The sequence below is a fragment of the Vibrio sp. 1580 genome (genome assembly GCF_033340055.1).
On the sequence record NZ_JAWOVT010000622.1, the window covers coordinates 1 to 545 of the forward strand.

1 pseudogene is annotated in these 545 nt (G+C 47.0%); it reads left to right on the forward strand.

Features of this window, described 5'->3' with window-relative positions:
- Positions 1-545 (forward strand): annotated as a pseudogene (locus tag R7093_RS27490) (hypothetical protein); the annotation flags it as partial.

The window sequence follows — 545 nt, forward strand, 5'->3', positions numbered from 1 at the left end:
CCTCAGCAAGAGGTGGTGCGTTTTCGCCTGTTGGAAAAATTAGAACAGCAAAACATCATACTTACCCCGCGTATGGCACTGTTCGTGGAATCGCAAGTTCGTTTGACACCAACGTATCAAATGTTGGAGCGAGGCGATGGCTATGAATTCAGTGTACCCGCATTCAATTACCCAGCGATTGCGAGTCGTTTAATTAAGCGTTGGAAACAAGACCAAAGCACGTTAGATTTTGTGCTGCAAGCTGAACGAAAAGAGCTAAACCTGCAGCAGTGGTTAACGGGGACGTCTCAACAAATTCAGACAAGAGAATCCTTGCTCATTCGTGAGCTAGATAGCTTATCGCCAAGTGCGTTAAAAGCCTTAACGACGCAGTTAACTCAAGCGAATGTCACCAGTTGGCTACCGTCCACAGCAGTGGTCGTTCGTATGGCGCAAGTCAGCCAAGACAAAGCTATGTACGATTTACTATGGCGAATGCGCGCCGATTACAATAGCCAACAGGAACTCAAGCGCTTAGCTGATACAGGAGATGCTTTCTCTTTGCA